Origin of the sequence: Sphingobium sp. SCG-1, assembly GCF_002953135.1 — a bacterium.
Lineage (GTDB): Bacteria > Pseudomonadota > Alphaproteobacteria > Sphingomonadales > Sphingomonadaceae > Sphingobium.
The window spans coordinates 417,159-437,612 of record NZ_CP026372.1 but is presented as its reverse complement, the minus strand read 5'-3'; the positions used below and the strand labels follow the sequence as shown (position 1 = coordinate 437,612).

Annotated in this window: 15 protein-coding genes; 5 read left to right on the top strand and 10 right to left on the bottom strand. The window is 58.7% G+C overall.

Annotation, left to right across the window (positions count from 1 at the left end):
• Window positions 1-25: 25 nt before the first annotated feature.
• Both truA and fmt read right to left on the bottom strand, forming a co-directional pair.
• A complete protein-coding gene (gene truA / locus C1T17_RS01965) occupies window positions 26-766 on the bottom strand; it encodes a tRNA pseudouridine(38-40) synthase TruA (protein ID WP_104951972.1) in 741 nt (246 codons plus the stop codon).
• A gap of 114 nt (window positions 767-880) precedes the next feature.
• On the bottom strand, window positions 881-1,789 hold the full coding sequence (gene fmt, locus C1T17_RS01960; protein ID WP_104951971.1) for a methionyl-tRNA formyltransferase: 909 nt from the start codon (window positions 1,787-1,789) through the stop codon (window positions 881-883).
• Between the two features lie 54 nt (window positions 1,790-1,843).
• Between fmt and recR the strand changes: the two genes are divergently transcribed.
• The 3 genes from recR (at window position 1,844) to rmuC (ending at window position 4,545) form a co-directional block, all read left to right on the top strand.
• A complete protein-coding gene (gene recR, locus C1T17_RS01955; RefSeq protein WP_104954943.1) occupies window positions 1,844-2,440 on the top strand; it encodes a recombination mediator RecR in 597 nt (198 codons plus the stop codon).
• Between the two features lie 80 nt (window positions 2,441-2,520).
• Complete coding sequence (gene def, locus C1T17_RS01950) at window positions 2,521-3,057, top strand: peptide deformylase (RefSeq protein WP_104951970.1); 537 nt, start codon at window positions 2,521-2,523, stop codon at window positions 3,055-3,057.
• Between the two features lie 72 nt (window positions 3,058-3,129).
• Entirely contained in the window at window positions 3,130-4,545 is a 1,416-nt protein-coding gene (gene rmuC / locus C1T17_RS01945) for a DNA recombination protein RmuC (RefSeq protein ID WP_104951969.1), read from the top strand.
• Window positions 4,546-5,055: 510 nt separating this feature from the next.
• Here the strand turns inward: rmuC and polA are convergent.
• The 8 genes from polA to C1T17_RS01905 form a co-directional block, all read right to left on the bottom strand.
• On the bottom strand, window positions 5,056-7,854 hold the full coding sequence (gene polA, locus C1T17_RS01940) for a DNA polymerase I (RefSeq protein ID WP_104951968.1): 2,799 nt from the start codon (window positions 7,852-7,854) through the stop codon (window positions 5,056-5,058).
• A gap of 220 nt (window positions 7,855-8,074) precedes the next feature.
• Window positions 8,075-9,388 (bottom strand): dipeptidase, encoded by a 1,314-nt coding sequence (locus C1T17_RS01935; protein WP_189338458.1) that lies wholly within the window; start codon window positions 9,386-9,388, stop codon window positions 8,075-8,077.
• Between the two features lie 497 nt (window positions 9,389-9,885).
• Window positions 9,886-10,779 carry an SMP-30/gluconolactonase/LRE family protein gene (locus C1T17_RS01930; protein ID WP_104951967.1) on the bottom strand — a complete coding sequence of 298 codons (894 nt, stop codon included), beginning with the start codon at window positions 10,777-10,779 and terminating at the stop codon, window positions 9,886-9,888.
• 153 nt (window positions 10,780-10,932) lie between these two features.
• On the bottom strand, window positions 10,933-12,495 hold the full coding sequence (locus C1T17_RS01925; protein ID WP_223262746.1) for a long-chain-fatty-acid--CoA ligase: 1,563 nt from the start codon (window positions 12,493-12,495) through the stop codon (window positions 10,933-10,935).
• A 31-nt stretch (window positions 12,496-12,526) separates the two neighbouring features.
• Entirely contained in the window at window positions 12,527-12,835 is a 309-nt protein-coding gene (locus C1T17_RS01920; protein ID WP_104951965.1) for a DUF4387 domain-containing protein, read from the bottom strand.
• Entirely contained in the window at window positions 12,828-14,246 is a 1,419-nt protein-coding gene (locus C1T17_RS01915) for an acyclic terpene utilization AtuA family protein (protein WP_104951964.1), read from the bottom strand. The genes C1T17_RS01920 and C1T17_RS01915 overlap by 8 nt, the downstream gene beginning before the upstream one ends.
• 62 nt (window positions 14,247-14,308) lie before the next feature.
• On the bottom strand, window positions 14,309-16,534 hold the full coding sequence (locus C1T17_RS01910) for a TonB-dependent receptor (RefSeq protein ID WP_104954941.1): 2,226 nt from the start codon (window positions 16,532-16,534) through the stop codon (window positions 14,309-14,311).
• A 253-nt stretch (window positions 16,535-16,787) separates the two neighbouring features.
• Window positions 16,788-17,546, bottom strand: coding sequence for a GntR family transcriptional regulator (locus C1T17_RS01905; RefSeq protein WP_104951963.1), 759 nt, complete (start codon window positions 17,544-17,546; stop codon window positions 16,788-16,790).
• Window positions 17,547-17,602: 56 nt separating this feature from the next.
• Between C1T17_RS01905 and C1T17_RS01900 the strand changes: the two genes are divergently transcribed.
• Together C1T17_RS01900 and C1T17_RS01895 are read left to right on the top strand one after the other, a co-directional pair.
• Window positions 17,603-18,955 carry a CitMHS family transporter gene (locus C1T17_RS01900; protein WP_223262745.1) on the top strand — a complete coding sequence of 451 codons (1,353 nt, stop codon included), beginning with the start codon at window positions 17,603-17,605 and terminating at the stop codon, window positions 18,953-18,955.
• A gap of 33 nt (window positions 18,956-18,988) precedes the next feature.
• Entirely contained in the window at window positions 18,989-20,425 is a 1,437-nt protein-coding gene (locus C1T17_RS01895) for an MmgE/PrpD family protein (RefSeq protein WP_189338456.1), read from the top strand.
• The last annotated feature ends 29 nt before the right edge of the window (window positions 20,426-20,454 follow it).

Here is a 20,454-nt window from a genome sequence, read left to right as displayed (position 1 = left end):
CAAATGGGTGTGGCGCATCCCATCGTCAGGGGTATGTCGCGTCCACGAAATATAGCCCGTCGGGCGGCGCATTGAGGCCGAGCGCGGTGCGGTCCGCAGCCTCGAGCGCTGTGCGCATGTCCGGCACCGACCATTTGCCGAGGCCCACGAGCGAGAGGCAACCGACCATCGAGCGGACCTGATGATGGAGGAAGGAGCGCGCGGCGGCGTGAATGTCGATGCGGTCGCCGGTGCGGATCACGTCCAGCCGGTCGAGTGTCTTGACGGGGCTGGCGGATTGACAGTGCGCAGAGCGGAAGGTGGTGAAATCGTGAAGGCCGATGAGGAGATCGGCAGCGTCCTGCATCGCCTGCGCATCGAGCGGCTGGCCGATGCGCCAGGCGAGGCCTTTTTCCCATGTCAGCGGCGGGCGTCGGTTGACGATGCGGTACACGTAAGAGCGCCCGGTGCATGAAAAGCGCGCGTGCCAATCGTCGGGTACGATGTCGCAGTCGGTGATTGCGACCGGCACATCGCGCATCATGGCGTTGAGCGCTTCCAGCAGGCGGAAGGGGGCGAACGGTTTCGCGATGTCGACATGAGCGCGCATGGCGATGCCGTGGACGCCTGCGTCGGTGCGTCCGGCGGCGTTGACGGTGGCGGTTTCGCCGGTGATCTGCGTGATCGCCAGTTCAATCGCCTGCTGCACGGTGGGGCCGTGGGGTTGACGTTGCCAGCCCATGAAGGGGCGGCCGTCATACTCCACGGTGAAAGCATAGCGGGTCATGAATTAGGCTGTTGCTCCTGCCCCGTTCGGATCGAGCTTGTCGAGAAATTGGCGCGAGACGCGTTCTCGACAAGCTCGAACCGAACGGAGGATAAGGTATGGTGTGGGCGGGCTTCAATCATCCACGCGTGATCCGGCGGGCATGTCAAAGCCGTTCAGCAGCTCGCCAGGCAGCATCGCCGCCTTGCCCGCGCGCTGGATCAGAGTGGGGCGAAGGCTGCCCGTGCCGCAGCCGATCAGTAACGTATCGTCGAGCAATTCGCCCGGTGGACCGTCGCGCGTCTCGCAGTGCGCGGCGTGGACGCGGAAACGCTCGCCGCGATAGCTGAAGAATGCGCCGGGGGCGGGATTGAAGGCGCGGACCTGCCGCTCCACGACATGCGCGTCGGCGGTGAAGTCCAGCCGCGATTCCGCCTTGTCGATCTTGGCGGCGTAGGTGATGCCTTCCTCCGGTTGCGGCACGGGCGGAAAGGCGTCGAGGTCTTCGAGCACTTGGCGCATCAGAGTCGCGCCGGCTTCGGCCAGTTCGTCGGTGAGTTCGCCTGCCGTCTTGGCTTCGAGTGGCGTCACATGCTTGGCGCGCATCGGACCGGTGTCGAGGCCTGCCTCCATGTCCATGATCGTGACCCCGGTAACGTGATCGCCCGCCAGGATGGCGCGCTGGATCGGCGCGGCACCGCGCCAGCGGGGCAACAACGACGCGTGGATGTTGAAGCAGCCGCGTTTCGGCGCATCTAGGATCGCGCGCGGCAGGATGAGACCATAGGCGGCGACCACCGCGACATCGGCTTCGTGCATGACGAACGCGGCCTGCGCGGCGGCGTCTTTCAGGCCCGTCGGCGTGTGGACGGGCAGGCCCAGCGCCTCTGCCCGCGCCTGTACCGGAGAGGCGCGCAGCCCCTTCCCCCGCCCTGCCGGACGCGGCGGCTGGCTGTAGACGGCGACGATTTCATGCCCTGCCTCGACCAGTCGTTCCAGTCCCGGCACCGCGAATTGCGGCGTTCCCATGTAGATGATGCGCATGGCGTCCTCTCAAGCCCTTGTCGCCATGCAACGCAAGCCCCTATGTTGTCGTTCATGGCCTCTCCCGAAATAGACGCGTTGACGCAGGCGCTCTCCCGCCTTCCCGGCCTTGGCCCGCGATCGGCGCGGCGGGCGGTGCTGCATTTGCTGAAGAAGCGCGAGCTGGCGCTGGCACCGTTGCGCCGGGCGCTGGAGGCAGTGGAGGAGCGGCTTTCGACCTGTGCGCTCTGTGGCAATGTGGATACCGTCGATCCGTGCGGCATCTGCACCGATCCGCGCCGCGACGCGCGGGCGCTGTGCGTGGTGGAGGATGTGTCGGACCTGTGGGCGCTCGACAAGTCGCGGTTGTTTCCGGGACGCTTTCATGTGCTGGGCGGGCGGCTGTCCGCGCTGGAGGGGGTGCGGCCCGAGGATCTCTCGATCGACACGCTGATCGGGCGAGTGGCAGCGGGTGGAATCGACGAGGTCGTGCTGGCGATGAACGCGACGCTGGAGGGGCAGACGACCGCGCATTATATCGCCGAGCGGCTGGAGAGTTTTCCGATCCGGCTGACGCAACTGGCGCATGGGCTGCCGGTGGGTGGCGAGCTGGATTATCTGGACGAGGGGACGTTGGCGCAGGCTTTGCGCGCGCGGCGGCCCGTGGGTTGATGCCGGGGGAATAGGTCCGGCGGGATGAACCGATCGCGCGGCGACTTGATCTTATTGCGATCCGCCCATATTTTAGGGGCATGGCCATTCTTCCGATCATCGAAGCGCCCGATCCCCGGCTGCGCACCATCTCCACGCCCGTCGAGACGATCGACGCCGATCTCAACCGGCTGATCGACGATATGTTCGAAACGATGTACGATGCGCCGGGTATCGGCCTTGCCGCGATCCAGGTGGGCGTACCCAAGCGCGTGCTGGTGATGGATTTGCAGGAGCCGGAGGTCGAGGACGGCCCTCCCGTCAAACGCCCGATGGTGTTCATCAATCCGCAGATCCTTGACGGATCGCCCGACCTGTCGGTCTATCAGGAGGGCTGCCTCTCGATCCCGGAGCAGTATGCCGAAGTCGAGCGTCCCGCGGCCATTCGCGCAAGCTGGATGGATCGCGACGGACGAATTCGCGAAGAGCAGCTGGACGGCCTGATGGCGACGTGCCTGCAGCATGAGATGGATCACCTCGAAGGGGTATTGTTCATCGACCATCTCTCGCGCCTGAAGCGCGACATGGTGTTGAAGAAGCTGGCGAAGCTGCGCAAGGAAACCGCCAAGGCGGCTTGAAGCCCGTTGCGCTTGCCACTCCATGGCTAGTCCGGTAGGTTCACTTTTCGTTCTTTGTTGCGGAAAGTGCTCATGGATCTGATTGCCGTCGTTCTTATCATTGTCGCACTGGTCGCTGGGCTGATTGCAGGGTGGCTCCTGCGTGGACAGGGCATGGCGGCGCTGGCCGCACGAGTCGAGGCGGCGACGGCGCAGCGCGACAGTGCCGAGCGTGATCTGGCAGTGGCGCGCGAGCGGGCTGAGCAGGCGGCGCTGCTCTCCGGGCGGCTGGATACGGCACAGGCGGAGCGCGAGGCGGCGTTGCGCGATCTGGCGGCGTTCCGGTCAGAGCAGGCAGCGCGCACCGAGGCGTTTCAGGAGCAGATACGCGGGTTGGTGCAGGCGAAGGAGCAACTCTCCGCGCAGTTCAGTGAGATCGGCGGCAAGCTGCTGGAGCAGGCACAGAAGACATTTCTGGAGCGCGCCGACCAGCGATTCGATCAGGCGAACCAGAAGGGCGAGGCGCAGTTGAAAGCGCTGTTGCAGCCGGTCGAAACGACGCTGAAACGCTATGAGGAAGGGTTGCAGCGCGTCGAGAAGGATCGCGTCGGCAGCTATCACGAATTGCGCGAAGCGGTCGAACAAGTGAAGCTGGGCCAGGGTCAGGTGCGCGACGAGACCGCGAAGCTGGTCAATGCCCTGCGGGCCGCGCCCAAGACGCGCGGGCGCTGGGGCGAGCAGCAGTTCAAGAATTTGATAGAGACGGCGGGGCTTTCGGCCTTTGTCGATTTCCGTGAGGAAGTGTCGGTGAATACCGATGACGGCAAGCTGCGCCCGGACTTCGTGATCCGGTTACCCGGCGGACAGCAATTGGTGGTGGACGTCAAATGTTCGCTTGAGGCCTATCTGAACGCGGTCGAGCAGACCGAGCAATTGCTGCGCGAGCGCTATCTGCTGGACCATGCGCGGGCCGTGCGGACCCATGCCGACGCGCTGGGACGCAAGGCCTATTGGGAGCAATTTGCGCAGGCGCCCGATTTCGTCATCATGTATGTACCGGGCGATAACTTCGTCACCGCCGCGCTGGAAGCGGACATGGACCTGTGGGAGCGCGCCGCCAAGAACCGCGTCATCATCTGCGGCCCCGCGACGTTCCTGCCGCTGGCGCGGACGCTGGCGGGGCATTGGCGACAGGCGAAGATGCAGGATCAGGCCAAGCAGGTCGGCGCGCTGGGCAAGGAACTGTACGAGCGGCTGTCGGTCGCGGCGACGCATTTGAAGCGGCTGGGATCCGGCCTCAACAGCGCCGTGGCCAATTACAACAGCTTCATCGGCAGCTTCGAAACGCGCGTGCTATCCTCCGGGCGACGCTTCCGCGATCTGGATATCGAGACCGGCGGCAAGGAACTCGAGGCGCTGGACGCGCTGGATGTACTTGCGCGGGAGCCGACGGCGGAGGAGAGCCTGCGCCTCCTGCCGGAGCCGGTGGGGGGTGCGGTGCAGGCGTGATGCTCAGCCTGTGAGAGCATTCAGAGCAATTCGTCCGCTAACGCCCATCTTAACCATCATCCGATCTTGCTTCATACGCTAAAGCTGACAGTGGCGGGAAAACACCTGTTTCCTGTTCGTAGGGAAATCATCTAAAAGGGCGACTGTAAGACCCCGCTCAAGATCATGCTCGTCACTTTGGTGGCTCCCGTCGCTATAATCGCGATCGCGTTAGCGATTTCTGCTGGCAGCATCCATTTCAAAACTGAAGAGAAAATCACCACTGCTCTGCAAAGGGCTTTCAAATGACAGGCGTGCGGAAGTCGCGTAGATCCCTAATAATCGCCTTGCTCCCGGCGTTTAGGCAGCCATCGTGCTTACTCGACTGTTCGAAAAAACACTATCGAGTTGCTAAAGTGCGACAACTTCTCGGAGCCAGGCTTTTCGTCACCATCAAATGTCCGGTGTCGGCCTAAGCCTTCGCGTAAGCAACCATTCCGCGACTCACCGGTCCCAGTCATAGCCCTCGCCCTAATGCGCCGCGCCCCAGCTTGGGCCGGTGCCGATCTCGACGCCCAGCGGCACGGATAGCTTCATCATTGGTTCTGCCGCACCTGCCATCACTTGGCGGATCACAGCGCTGGCGGCGGCCACATCGCCTTGCGGAAGTTCGAAGACCAGTTCGTCGTGGACCTGTAGCAGCATGCGGACCTGGTCGAGACCCGCTGCCGTCAGAGCCGGTCCCATGCGGACCATGGCGCGCTTGATGATGTCGGCGCTGGTACCCTGAATTGGCGCGTTGATCGCGGCGCGTTCGGCGCCCTGCCGTTCGTGCTGGATTGGCGCCTTGATGCGGGGAAACCATGTTTTCCGCCCGAACAGCGTTTCGGTGTAACCCGTTGCCCGCACCTTCTCCAGCGTCTCGTTGATATAGACGCTGATGCCGGGGAAGCGCTCATAATAGCGACTGATCATGTCCTGCGCTTCGTCGGCGGTGATTTCCAGCCGCCCGGCGAGGCCCCAGCGGCTGATGCCGTAAAGGATGGCGAAGTTGATGGTCTTCGCCCGCCCGCGCGTGTCGCGATTAACTTCGCCGAACAGTTCCTGCGCCGTGCGATTGTGGATGTCCTCCTCCCCCGCAAACGCTTCTTTCAATGCGGGCACGTCGGCCATGTGCGCGGCCAGACGCAACTCGATCTGGCTGTAGTCGGCGGCGAGGATGACATTGCCCGGTTCCGCGATAAAGGCATGGCGGATCTGCCGCCCGGTCTCAGTACGGATCGGGATATTCTGCAGGTTAGGATCGGTCGAGGACAGACGCCCCGTCTGCGCGCCGGTGAGGCTGTAGCTGGTGTGGACGCGGCCCGTCTCCGGGTTGATCTGCGCCTGTAACGCGTCGGTGTAAGTGGATTTGAGCTTCGACAATTGCCGCCAGTCGAGCACCTTGCCGCAAATCTCCGACCCTTCGGCTTTCAGCTTTTCAAGGATCGTGACGTCGGTCGAATAGGCCCCGGACTTGCCCTTTTTGCCGCCCTTCAGGCCAAGCTTGTCGAACAGGATCGCGCCAAGTTGCTGCGTACTCCCGATGGCGAAGGGTTGTCCGGCGAGACCATGGATCTCGGTCTCCAGGATCGAGATGCTGTCTGAAAATTCAGAGGACAGGCGCGAGAGATGCTCGCGATCCACCTTGATCCCGGCGCGCTCCATGCCCGCGATCACCGGCACCAGCGGGCGATCGACCAATTCATAGACACGCGTCGCGCCTTCCTGATGCAGGCGCGGCTTGAACACATTCCAGAGGCGCAGCGTGACATCAGCGTCCTCGCCGGCATAGGCGGTGGCCTTGTCCAGCGGCGCTTCGGCGAAGCTGATCTGCGACTTCCCGCTGCCGACCACATCCTTGAACGTGATGCACGTATGGCCAAGATGCGTCTTCGCGCCTTCATCCATGCCGTGCCCGGCAAGGCTCTGCCCGGCGTCGAGGTCGAAGCTCATGACGATGGTGTCGTCGAACGGCGTGATGGCGATCCCGTGCCGCGCGAGGACGGTCATATCGTATTTCAGGTTCTGCCCGACCTTCAGCACGCTGTCGTCTTCCAGCAGCGACTTTAGCTTGGCTAGAGCGAGATCGAGCGGCAGTTGCTCGGGCTTTTCCGCGAACATGTCGGTGCCGCCATGGCCGAGAGGGATGTAGCAGGCGCGATTGGGGCCGGTTGCGAGGCTGACACCGACCAAGCGCGCGCTGATGCTGTTGAGGCTGTCCGTTTCGGTATCGATGGCGATGACGCCTTCCGCATGAGCATCGGCGATCCAGCGGTCCAGTGCCTCCTCCGTCACGACTGTCTCGTACAACGAGCAATCGATCGGCGGCGGCGCTTCCACCACCGGTGGCGCCGGAGCAGTGGTCGCGCTCACGGCGGCCGACACGGACGCTACCGCCACTGCCGCTGCCGCGGGGGTCAGACGATTGAGCAGCGCCTTGAAGCCATGATGTTCCAGGAAGTCGCGCAAAGGGTCTTCGGGAATACCTTTCAGCGTCAGGTCTTCGAGCGGCTCGGGCAAGTCCATCGTGCTGTGCAACTCGACCAGCCGCCGCGACAGCCGCGCCATCTCGCTATGCTCGACCAGATTGTCTCGCATCTTTGACGGCTTCATCGACGGCGCGGCGGCAAGCACGCTCTCCAGGTTGCCAAACTCGGTAATCAGCTTCGACGCGGTCTTCGGCCCGATGCCCGGCACCCCCGGTACATTGTCGACGCTGTCACCCATCAATGCGAGGACGTCCCCCAACTGCTCAGGTCTAACGCCGAACTTCCCCATCACATATTCCGGTCCGCGCCGCTCGTTCTTCATCGTGTCGTACATGTCGACGCCGGGCTGGATAAGCTGCATCAAGTCCTTGTCCGACGACACGATAGTGACGTGCCAGCCCGCCGCGACGGCCTGCTTCGTATAGGTCGCGATGATGTCATCCGCCTCGAACCCCGCTTCCTCGATACAAGGGAGCGAAAAGGCGCGAGTGGCGTCACGGATCAGCGGGAATTGCGGCACCAGATCTTCAGGCGGCGGCGGGCGGTGCGCCTTATACTGATCGTACATGTCGTTGCGGAACGTGTGCGATCCCTTGTCCAGGATCACCGCCATGTGCGTCGGCCCTTCCGCCGCACCCAGCTCCGCCGCCAGCTTCCATAGCATCGCCGTATAGCCATACACCGCCCCCACCGGCTGCCCGTGCCGGTTCGTGAGCGGAGGAAGCTGATGATAGGCGCGGAAGATGTAGCCGCTGCCGTCGACGAGGTAGAGGTGATTCTGGGTCGGTTGTTCGGTCATGCAGGGGGGATAGCGGAAGGCGCGCACCCTGCAAACCTCCTCCCTGATCGCGCAAGAAGCTCGGTCTAAGGCAGCATGAGCATCTTGCCTACTGCGGGCGGCGCGGAGACGGATTTAGGCGCGCGGGTATGACGCGGCAAAGCGCGGCCGGTCGACGCTAGAACTGCTGATCTGATCGCGACTTCAATCAGAGAGCTGGATCTACCTAGCTACTAATCGGCTACCGCTTGATGCTCTTGTTCATCGGAGAAAATGCCGGGTTCGATAGGGTTAGGCGCGCTTTCGCTTGTTCGGCCGCTTTCATCACTCGCAGAACGTTTCCTCCCGCCAGTTTCGCGATATCGGCATCGCTCCATCCCCGCCGCATCAACTCAGTCAGCAGCGCGGGATAGGTCGCCACGTCCTTAAGGCCGCTAGGGAGCGTTTCGCCAACGCCGTCGAAATCGGAACCCAGGCCGACATGATCCACGCCCGCAACCTTGGCGATATGCTCGATATGATCCGCAACTTCGGACAATGTCACGCGCGGCGCTGGATGCGCCTTTAGCCATAACGCCAAATCGGCAGCGGCCTTTTCCGGCTGTCCGATATCGATACCGCCAAAGGGCGGGGCATTGAGGCGGGTTTTCTCCGCCGACAAATCCGCCGACCACAAGCGATAGGCGTTCGAAACATAGGCGGGCGCATAGTTCACCATAACCACGCCGCCGTTTTCATGAACCAGTTTCAAGACGATATCCGAAACATTGCGGGGATGATCGACGAGCGCCCGCGCGCTGGAATGCGAAAAGATCACCGGCGCTTTCGAAACAGCGAGTGCATCGCGCATGGTCGCTTCACTCACATGACTAAGGTCGACGAGCATACCCAGCCGGTTGAGTTCAAGCACCACTTCTCGCCCAAAGTCAGTAAGCCCCTGATGCTTTGGATTGTCGGTCGCTGAGTCCGCCCACTCGATCGTGCGCGAATGCGTAAGGGTGAGATAACCCGCACCCAGCGCCGCGTAAGTGCGCAACACCGACAGATTACCGTCAATCTGTCCTCCGCCCTCGACTCCAATCAAACAGCCGATTCGACCGGATGCGTATGCGCGCTCGACATCCTCCGCCGTGCGCACCATGGCGAATGCCTGCGGATAACGCGCGGCGATCGATTTCACGAGATCGATCTGTTCCAGCGTCTGCTCAACCTGGTCCTTGCCCGGCAAATCCGCCGATACCCACACCGACCAGAATTGCGCACCTACCTGGCCCTTGCGGAGTCGCTGAATATCGGTGTTATAACGTTGCGGCCGTTGCGACAGATCAGTGAGGTCCATCGTCCAGCGCGCATCGCCTTCCCGCTCCCGCAAGGCTTCAGGCCAGTCGTTGTGACCATCGATCAACGGGGTGGTTCGCAGCACCTTGGCTAAACGGGTCGCGTAATCGGGAGTAGCGGAAGGTGCGGGAGGCGCCATGAGCGAGGATGCTGCGGCAAACAGCAGGGCGGTACGTCTCAATGCCTGCGTCCCGCGTAAGGTCAAAAGCGCTTCCATTCGCATTTCCTCTTCATCATCCGCGTCCACACCTGCATCCGCAAGCCTATACCCATTGTCCTCCAAATCATGCGAGTGGATCGCACACTTTGATCTGCCCCACGATGTTGTTGCTCAAGGCTCGTCCACATCAGTCTCAACGAACGGTGGAGCAGGATCAACCCGCCATCCCGTTCGTGCGCTCATGGTCGCCTCGCGCGCTCGATGATGATCACAGACCCGCGCAGGTATCTTGAACACTGAATGAACTATAGAGCCTCGTGCCCGCGAATATGCGTCGAGGCTCTGCATATGGAAAACTTTATCGATCACGCAGAGTAGGCGAATTCGCGTGTGACGTTATACAAGATGGACCGTGCCTTATGGCAGCGCCGTCGAAGCGGTGCACATTGATGCATTAGCCGGCTAAGCTTGGCGACTGAAGAAGGGGGTAGAACGATCCATTACTATGGTTAAGCGGCTGTCGACGCCGCGCGAATGTAGCCGTTAGGGAACTTTCAGAAACTCAATGTCGGTTCGGCAAAGCCGCGAACGTCCGACTGCCAGCTAAAGATGCCGCCGGCGACGCCAAGTTCCTTTGCCTGTTCTTGCTCTCCTAATTGCGCCACATATTTGCGGGAGGTGGTCAGGAACATTGTAGAGAGATCGTCTCCGCCAAAGGAAACCATGGCTGGAAAAAGAGTGGGCGTGTTGACTACCCGGTCGAGTACGCCGTCCGGCGCGAACCGCCAGATGACCCCGGCGCCGATCAGAGCAATCCAGTAGCCTCCTTCGCTGTCCACCGCTGCGCCGTCAGGAAAATGTCCAGCGGGAAGGCGTGCGAATACCCGTTGGCGGGTGGGCGTACCCGTCTCAGGATCATAGTCATAGGCGTAAATCACGAAATCGCGGGTCTCGGCCGTGTACATAGTCCGGCCATCGGGGCTAAATGCCGTACCATTGGCAGTCGTAATTCCGGAGATGATGGGCGTTAAACCCGTGCCGTCTATACGGTAATAATGGCCGCGCCCGCGCACAGTATCTGTTGGGTCCTGATTTGCGCCGACTATGAAGCGCCCCGCGGAGTCGGTCCGCCCATCGTTGAAATGCATTTCATTCTTGTCATAGGGCGGCTCCAGTCGCTTGATGATACTGCCCGAGGCGAAGTCGAGGTCATAAATCCCGCTCTTCATCGCGAGCAGAGCGCCGCCTTCACGTAACCCGAAGGAGCCGAGCCGGTCAGGCACGGGGAAAGTCGAAGTCGTTCCCGTGTCGATATTCGTTCGTTGCAATGCTGGCGAATAAAGATCTGCCCAATACACAGATCGATCTGAAGGAGACCAAATCGGCACTTCACTTACGACGGCATTCGTAAAGGTCACCAATTTCCAATGTGGATCTTCTGTTAACATTGGATCAATGACCTTTATTATTGCTGCATTGCCCGATACGCAGCATCCACTCTAGAGTGACGGACTGTCTGATAGAGGGATGAATTAGATCTTGGCGCGAGTGAGCGACGCAACTTCGTACGATCTGAATGTCAGATATTGAGACGACCGCGCCTAGCCAGCGCGGAGTTCCTTTTTCGAAAGCTTTCCTATCAGCGTTTTCGGAAGCTCATCCCGTAACTCAATCTCTTTTGGCATTTCGATCTTGCTGATCTTGTCCTTGAGAAAATTGGACAGCGCAGCAGAGTCGATGGCCGCTCCCGGACGCAGCTTTACGAAAGCTTTGGGCGCTTCACCGCGATACGCATCGGGGACGCCAATCACCACGGCTTCCACCACATCGGGATGTTCATACAGTGCGTCTTCGATAACTCGGGGATAAACATTATATCCGCCGCAAAGGATAAGATCTTTGATACGATCGACAAGGAATAAATAACCCTCGTCGTCCAGATGGCCAACATCGCCGGTCCGCAATAGGCCATCGGAAAGCACCTCAGCCGTTTCTTCAGGGCGGTTCCAATATCCTTTCATCACTTGGGGACCGCGAATGCAAACTTCTCCATTCACTCCTGTCCCCACGACTTCGCCGGTTTCCAATGAACGAATTTCTATTGATGTGCGGGGGAATGCAACGCCTGCGCTTCCATCCTTCACCACGCCGACGATGGGGTTGCACGCAATCGTCGGCGATGCTTCCGATAAGCCATATCCCTCAACGACCCTGCAGCCTGTGCGCTGCTCGAAACGAAGACGCACTTCCGACGGTAGCGGCGCTCCCCCCGACACGCACAAACGAAGTTGACTCATCTGTGGAAGCGACTCCGCTGGCAATTCGTTCAACGCCGTGAGGATAGTGGGGACCGCAAAGAACCTTTCGGGCCGCGTGCGACGCATCGCCTGGAGGAACGGCTTCATTTCAAAACGGGGCATTAATATGATGCAGGCGGCGGTGTGAATTGCGTAATTAAGGACGCTGGTAAGAGAGAACACGTGGAACATCGGTAAAACGGCCATTACCGTTTCCTGCGTGGCTGGCCGACCGCGATCATGTTCTGCCATCTGTAGGCAGTTAGCGATAAGGCTGCCATGAGTCAGCATGGCGCCCTTTGGCAGCCCAGTCGTTCCGCCTGTATACTGAAGTACCGCCACATCCTCCTGGCGATTGTCGTGTGGCGCAAAATCTCGTGGATTGGAGGCCAGTTTTGCGAACGCCGTCATACGCGGGGCTGAATAAGGCTTCGGCATCCGAAGCGAGCGCTTGAATACTCTGTAGGCGAGACCCTTTGCAGCTGGCAAAATCTGGTCGACGGGGCAAATAATAATATGCTCTAATGTATTGATTGCAGCAATTTTACTGACGACCCCGGGCAGATCCGGAACAAATGCCAGTTTCGAGCCTGAATCCGTGACGAGATGATTCATCTCCCGCTCAGTGTAAAGCGGGTTCATACTAACGACGATGCCGCCCACACGCAGGACAGCAAAATAGGCAATTACAAAATAAGGCGTGTTCGGCAGGCAAAGGCAAACGCGATCGCCCGGACGAACACCCATTGCTTGCAGGGCAAATGCGCAGCGAGCCGAAAGATCCTCAAGCTGCGAATATGTCCAGCGCCGCCCCATGAAATCAAGCGCGGCGCTGGCCCCATAATCATGCGCCGCATAGTCCAGCAACTCAGTGAGAACTTGCGGATTTCGCTCCATATCAGATCAGTTCTACGTCGAGTAGACGCACATATTGCTGGCCGGAATGCATATCGCGTTCCTCCATTCCGCCTTGTGGCGTCGCGCGCGGGTAGGAGATCTTCACCATGCAAAGGTCTTCTACTGGAATTGTCTTCACCATGTCGGCGTTCGTACCGTATAAGCGGGCGAACAAATCCGACGAAAGCGCAGTGCTGGCGTGATATTTCCGATAACTTTCAGGCCCGTCGAAAAAGATGTCGAAAGTAACCCAATACGGTCCAGCCTGCTTGGACCTTATATGACGGCAGACGTCCCTAACTTTAACCATGGGCCACCTCCCGAGTTTCCGACTTGCGCGCCTCTCCAAGATCGACCCATTCGATCCTGACCAGTTCAAGTGGATCGTCCACCTCAACAACATGGTTCAGTTTGAATTCGTAGATGCGTCCGCGTGGTACGTCGGCGGGCGTGAAAGCAAAGCCGTAACTGGGTAGTTCCTTCTCCATATCCGCGGGATAATGGAAGAAGTACGGATTGCAGGCGTGCGCAATTGCGTTGGCGACTTCCTGCGTCGCCGCGGTAGAGACGAACAGCATCCCGATTTCCGGGGGCGGAGGCGTTCCTTCCGGCAGGGGCCTCCCTGATACTGCGTTCCACCCATACATTCGAAGGGAAATATGGAAGTCGCCAAGCTCGTCGGCAGGGATCGTGCTACGAGTGCGCTCGTAAAGCGCGGCAAGCAGTTTATCGTGAAAACCATCGACATCGGCCAACACGTCGGGATCTTGAACGCCGACGAGCATAAGCGTCTGAAACCGCCCGCCACCGGCTCCTTCAAGCTTCATCGTATAGGGCTTCGGCTCCCACTGCGATCCCGTAACCTTCACGGTGCGTTGATCCGACTGAACGTAACTCGCCTGCGTTACATTAACTATGCCGCCTGGTTCCGTAAGACGATATGGGTCGGTGTTTTCATACAGCATATGCGCCGATACGCTGTGCGGGCTGCAACGATTATGATCGCTCAGCGGTTCGACTTCAAATCCATCAGACCTGACGGTCAGCAGCACGCCTGCACCATCACGGCCTTCAGCACATTGCGCACCGCATTCCCCAGTCTTTCCGGCATGCCAGGCTGGACCCCAAGGTGCCCCTTTCCAAATCGGATACGATGCAAGGACCGCCGGATCAGTGGTCCGTCCCCCCAACACAATATCAGCCCCCGCTTCCAAAGCAGCGACGAAAGGCTCAACGCCCATGACAGCTACGATGTGATCGCATTCATCGATCGTGGCTTCGTCTAGCGCGCCAAGGGGCGGGAGGGGCCGAATCCGCCCCGCCGCGTTCAGACGCTTGACCGTTTCCTTATCTTGTTCGCTGTGAAGCAACGCCACTTTGGGCGAGATTCCCAATTCAGCGGCAACTTCAACCACAATGTCGCGCGTCCATTCGAGGTTGAGGTCGCCGCCGGCTTGGCCAGAAGTGCCGATGAGGATCGGAATGCCGGTTTTTGCATGGGCCTTCATCAAGATCGTTAGATCTCGCTTGACCGCACCACGATTATTCTTCGATTTGCCGAGAGCCAGATAAGCGGCGCCGCTGTCAGTCGATCCAGCATCGGACGCAATGGCATGGGCACCGCGCGCCAGGCCATAAGCAATCTCCTCTTCGCGAACACCCGCTCCGAGCGATCCGCAGGGTACAATAACCTTTATACCCTCGGCAAAACGATCATTCATGGCAGCTCCCTAGATGTTAGCGCACAGGCGACAGGCACATGCCTGCGATGCCCGTAAATTGCTCAGTATTCCCACCGGAGCGTTGCCCCGTAAGTACGTGGCTCATTGTAAGCGCCAAAGTTGGCGCCCAGGAACACTGACTGAAATGTCCGCGTGCGCTCATCAGTCAAATTCTTACCCCAGAGGGACATAGAGAAATGATCTGCGATGCCGTTCAATATTACTCGCGCATCGATAAAGTGCGTCGCGGGGCGAATTTCGGGCGGCTGGTTGCTATTGTCGTCGAAAATCTTGCTTTCGTAACGATAGTCTGCCGCGATCGTAAGATTGGTCCGACCTCCCAATTCGTAGGTGTAGGACGGCGATAACGATACTTTGTGCCTTGGCGTACGGGAGATGCGATTGCCCGCAAAATCAACGCCATCCTCGACATATACGTCGAACGTTCCATCGGTATAGGCATAGGCAGCCGACAAATTGAATCCGGTAAACAATCGCGCTTGCAGTTGGGTCTCAAAGCCCTTGATCGTTGCCGCACCCGCATTGGTTGTGAAGATGCCCCCTGTCGTTGGGTCAGCCTGGCGGGTCTGAAGATCCTTGTAGTCAAGATAGAACAAGGTGTTGTTCCAGATCAGCCGACCGTTGAAAAAGCTGCTTTTCTGGCCGATCTCGTACTGCGTTGCCGTCTCTGGATTATAGGCGGCCGCTGCATCGAGTGCAGAAGTCGGCGTCTCCTGAAAACCGCCGCTCTTAAATCCGCGTGATACCATGCCGTAAAACAGATGATCCGCATTAGGCTTGAAGTTCAGACCTGCGCGCCAGGTAACCGCATCAAATGACGCAGAAGTGGTCACATCGAACAATTCACTTCCACGCAAAGGCACGCGACTGCCAGTGTTGCGGACGCGATAGGTCTTGTCATCCTTCGTATAACGCGCGCCGCCTATGACCGAGAACTGATCGGTAAGCGGCACCGTTACGTCGCCAAAGAACGCGATGCTGTCGAGCGACGAGTCCTGGTTGTAGATTTCAGTCAGCGCGATTGGCGCAACCGCACGGGAGTCAAGTATGAATATGTCCGACCGGTCTACCTGCTGATTATAGTGGTAAAAACCAGCCACCCACTCCACTGGGCTTGTGGGCAGGGAGGATATACGGATTTCCTGACTGCTCAGCTCGGCCTGCTCGTCATTGCCGCCGCCGATATTGAGCCTGTTGAACCCAGGCGACGTCGACACCGCATTCCCGCCGTCGAAATCATAACGCAATCCGTAGGACAGATCGCGGTAAGAACCGAGCAGAGTTACAGTTGCAAGGGACGTGTCATAACTGACCTCACCACGGACACCGACCGTATCGCGGTTCTGATAGCCTACATCCGATCCGTAGGTGAAATCGGGATCCTGATAGACGCTGTAAAGCCCCGAACGCGGATCGCTCGTATCACGCTCCAGAACGTGGTTGGCCGGTCCAGTCGCGCGATCTCGCGTGCCATCGACCGTAAAGAGAACCCTCAGATCCTCGATTGGTTCGGCTAAAAATTGGAACCGGCCACTGAGCGTTTCCTGATCGTCTACATCCCTATTCAGGAATGCATTACGCACATATCCATCATGGCTGCGATAAGAGGCGCTAGCCCGAATGGCACCGCTATTGTTCGCGAACGGCATGTTGACGAAGCCAGCAGCATCGAAGCGATCATAATTGCCGTAGGTCGTTTCAAAAGACGCATCGACAGCCGATACGTCCGGCTTGCGCGTGATGACGTTGATGGCGCCACCAACCACATTGCGCCCGAAAAGTGTGCCCTGCGGCCCCTTGAGAACTTCGATGCGCTCAATGTCGAATGCGTCGAAAGCAATTGCAGCAGGCCTGCCCAAATAGATGTCATCCAAGAAAACGGCTGAACTCGGATCGCCTGCAGCACCCCGATCGGAAGAACCGATACCGCGCACCACCAAGCGAGGTTGCGAGGCCGGAAAGGCATCGAAGTTTAGGCCGACGGTACGCGTTACCACGTCTTCCACGCGCTGTATCCGCGCACTCTGGATTTGCTCCGCGCCAAACACAGTAACGGTGACCGGCACATCTTGCAGGCTCTGGCTGCGCCGTTGCGCAGTTACGATGATGTCCTGCGGCGCTGACGAGCTGACGCTACCCTCCGCGCCATTGCTCGGACCCTGAGGATTTACCGTCCCGGAATTTATCTCTTGCGCCGAAGCGACCTGGGTCCAAGCAAGAGCGATCACCGCCACTCCGAACAAACCCGCCTTTGATTTCAATGCCATCCTCATCCCTCTATTCCCGCCACTTTTTAGGTTTCGAGGCCGGATTTATGTTTAGGGATTCAAAAAGTCAATAACTGGATGCAATCCTATCATTTCATTTGCAAGGAGTGATGCATATGGGCCACCCGCATTAGAGCAGTAATAAAATCTATATAGAATTATCGCGTTGAGCAAAAACTGCCCCCTGTTGCGGTGCACCTGACAGCAATTGAATGCAATATTGACAGTTGTGGATGCATAGGGCAGTGGAGTATTAACGGCGCGTTGTTACAGTAGCGAGCCTATTTTTTGATTTCATAACATGGACTAACATGGATTGCTCAGCGACTGCTGCTTCCTCCGCGTCAATCGCCGCAAGGATTGCCTCGTGATCTGCTTGGGAATTGCAAATGTGCTCAGGAGGCGCTGTCGGGACGATTCGATACCTCTGCGGCACATAAGGGGCAACGGCGGGGCACAGCCGCGCTATGTCCCCGAAAACAGGATAGATCAGACATACGCGGATCGCATTGCGAATGGCAAGATTCCGCGAAACGCGAACTACCATCGAGTGAAAATCGCGGTTAAGTTTGTACCACACTCCTTCGATTTCTTCAGACCATTCGCCGCGGTCGACGATCGCGCGCCCCTGCCAGACCATGTTGCGAAGACTTTCAAGTTCTCCGATTGTCCAACCATAATCTATAGACAATCCACAAGCACGGCTCTCCAACACAGCGCGGGCTTCAATTGCATCCAGAATATCACGCAGCGTGATATCGCGCACGGCGTAACCTCGATTGATATGGTAGGAAACGAGGCCTTCCGCTGTCAGCACGGCAAGCGCACTGCGGACCGGCGTCCGCGACACGCCCAGCTCTTTGGCAATGGCTTCCGCCGCAAGCCGCGTACCAGCCGGAACGCGGCCCGTGACAATCAACTCACGTACCGACGTGAGGACCGTAAGTGTAGCGGGTTCGGCACGCTGGCCAGAATCCCTGCCATAATGATCTCTTGGGTTGTTTTTTTGCATAATGGACGAACCGTTAGCATCTCCGAACAACTATGCGAATGGCACAATGTGCCTTGGTGGCGACAATCGCTTTCTACCTTTCCTCCAAACGCACTTATGGAAATCTGATCATGCCGCTTGCATTGCTGGGTTTCGCCACTGTCGCGACCTTTATCTCACTTATCATGACCAAGCGTCTTTCAGCATTGGTGGCGCTGATTGCGATCCCGATTCTGTTTGGGCTCCTGGCCGGTGCGGGGTCCAATTTGGGACCTATGATGATCAAGGGCATCATAGCCGTCGCACCGATTGCCCTGCTGCTTGCCTTTGCGGTGCTTTATTTTGGCCTGATGATGGACGCCGGCCTGTTCGATCCACTGGTTCGACGGATTATCCATTCCGTTGGCAACGACCCGATGCGGATATCCATCGGCACGGCCGCTCTGTCGGCTTTGGTTTCGATAGATGGCGACGGTACCACGACCGCCCTGATCGTCATTACCGCCCTTCTACCAGTATATCGTTCGTTGGGCATGAATCCCTTAATCCTCGCAACCCTACTGAGCCTGACTAATTCTCTGCTGAACTTTGTCCCCTGGGGAGGCCCAAGCGCTCGAGTAGCTGCCGCACTGAAGGTCGATCTCGTCTCCCAGGTGTTCTTGCCGCTCCTGCCCGCCCTCCTCATCACGCTAGCGGCGACGTTCGGTTTGGCTTGGCTTTTTGGCCGTAGAGAAAGAAAGAGATTAGGCTGGACTCACGATACCATGCGGCAGGGTGCCATGGTCGAGATAGCGAGTCCGCCGGAACGCCGTCCGCATATGTTCGTGGCGAATCTGTTGCTCACTCTCGGACTAATGGTGGGTTTATCCTTGGGAATCGCACCGCTTCCGATCTTGATGATGGGCGGCTTCGCTATCGCTGCAACCATAAACTACCCGCGTCTGAACGACCAGCGCAAACGTATCGAAGCCCATGCCAGCAACGTCGTGATGATCGTGGCGCTTATCTTCGCGGCAGGCTCTTTCACCGGTATCTTCGAGGGGACGGGCATGCTTGATGCAATGGCCCGCGCCTTGCTTGCCGGGATTCCAGACGAGATGGGGCCTTATCTGGCCCCAGTCATGGCAATCGTCAGCATGCCGTTGACATTCGTGATGTCGAATGACGCTTATTATTTCGGCATAGTTCCCGTGGTGGCACAAGCTGCGGCCGTACACGGCATTCCACCGGAAGTGATCGCGCGCGCTTCCCTGATGGGTCAGGCAGTTCATCAGCTTAGCCCGCTACTCGCGCCAGTTTATTTGGCGTGCGGCTTGTTAGGAGTGGAGGTAGGCGAGGTTCAGCGGTTTGCGCTCAAGTATGCGATATTGATCTGCCTCATTCTGCTGATCGCGGCAGTCCTCACCGGCGCAATACCGATCGTCGCCTGAGATCGACCTACTGGAAGCAATGCCGGAGCGGCGATGACCGCCCACTCTTGTTCATTCTGCTCTTTTCCGGAGAAACATATGACGGCCCAAGAACCGCTTGCCGCGCGCCTGGCGCGTTATGCTTGCAATTTGGATGCTACGGCCCTGCCTGAGGGGGTATTGGCTTGTGTCCGCCAACGTTTTTTGGACAGCCTAGCTTGTGTGCTTGGCGCGTATGACGCTCCACCGATCAAGGCCGCTATAGCCCTTGCCAGCACGGTGCCAGTTTCGGCATCCGGAATATTCGGCACGGCACTTCGCACCACCCCAGATCTTGCCGCCTTCGCTAATGGTGCGATGGTAAGGTTTCTCGACTATAATGACGGATACATGGGCCGTGAACCAGGGCATCCCAGCGACAGCATCTTCGCCTGCCTCGCGCTTGCCGAAATGGGCAATATTCCCGGCAGGGAATTGATGGCGGCAATCGTAGTAGCATATGAAATTCAGATGCGCCTGCAGGATGCGGCAAGCCTCAACAAACACGGCTGGGATCATGTGAATTACGTGAACATCGCCGTAGCGGCTGCGGCCTCTCGTTTACTGAAATTAAATGTTGGGCAAACCGAACAGGCCATCAATCTGGCGCTTAATGGCCACATCGCGATGCGTCAGGTGAGGTCAGGCACCTTGTCGGATTGGAAAGGCTGTTCGGCGGCAAATGCTGCGCGCAATGCCGTTTTTGCGGCCCAACTCGCTGGGCACGGAATGACTGGTCCCTCCCCCATTTTCGAAGGGAAAATGGGATTCTTCGCACAATTGTCGGGGGCCTTCGAACTCGATGTAGAGGCCTTCGGCAACCCGGATAACGGGGATTATAGTATCCTGCGTTCCCTTACAAAGACCTTCCCGACGAATGGCGAACTGCACACCGCAGTCTGGGCTGGGATCAACCTGAAGTCACAGATTGCACCAGGCGATGATATCACCGCCATCCACATCGAGACGTCCGAGTTCAACCGCCGCGTCCTGGCCGATGAAGACAAGTTCAAGCCGAAGACGCGTGAAACCGCGGACCACAGCCTCCCTTACAATGTCGCCTGTGCACTCATCGATGGCGACGTTTCACTCGATACATACACTCCTGAAAGGATTGCTGACCCAAAAATCGCTGCGCTTATGGCCGTCACTACCGTGTCCGAAGATCCGGCCCTGACCGCGCTATTCCCGAGGCACTTGGCGAACCGGGTAACAGTTAAGCTAGCGTCAGGAGCGTCGCTGATCGACGAAGTGATAAGTGGGCCGGGTTCGCTTGAAAACCCGATGACCGACAACGATTTCGAACGCAAGTTCAGGCGTATGGCGGCTGCGCATATTTCCGATAGGGCGCAACGAAGCATATTGCAGTTCACAGCAAAGCTGGAAGAACAGAAGGATTATGCGCTGCTCTTCGCAGCCATGTCCCGTTCTTCCGAACAGGCATCACAATAATCCAAGCGCGGCCTGCCGTCGCGTTGCGC